Raw genomic sequence first — 507 nt, forward strand, 5'->3', positions numbered from 1 at the left:
ATGGATGTTTTGGGAGTGCCATTCTTGTCAATCTCTTTCCGGCACGGAAACTTAAAGATTAGCCTCTAGACCAAATTCTACAGAAATAATCACTCATCGAACCGTCGCAGATATCCATCTGCTGATGATCGAAATACATTCGGAAGATTCGGAAACGCCACACTTCCATTTATTAGCCTGGCCTCTCGTCGACACCCATGATCACGGACGCTCGGGTACTCCAACCGGAGTTCATCCCACGGGAGGTGACGCACCGAGACGCCGAAGTCAACACGCTCTCAAGTGTCCTACAGCCCATTCTTGATGGAAACTCTACTGACCCCGTGTTCCTCCACGGCCCATCCGGTGTCGGGAAAACATGTATCGCACAGTTCACCGTTGAACGACTCCGCGAGAACGTCGTTGACCTCAACCACCAGTACATCAACTGCTGGGAGGACTACAGCCGCTTCAAAACGCTCTACACTCTCCTAGAGGGCATCAACAAAACAATCGACATTCACCGAC

1 protein-coding gene is annotated in these 507 nt (G+C 50.9%); it reads left to right on the forward strand.

The window, feature by feature from the left end:
- Nucleotides 1-197 precede the first annotated feature (197 nt).
- Nucleotides 198-507, forward strand: a 310-nt coding sequence (locus DVK07_RS21200; protein ID WP_147441323.1) for an AAA family ATPase, incomplete at its 3' end; no start/stop codon positions are given.

The sequence above is a fragment of the Halorubrum sp. Atlit-26R genome (genome assembly GCF_003666015.1).
GTDB lineage: Archaea > Halobacteriota > Halobacteria > Halobacteriales > Haloferacaceae > Halorubrum.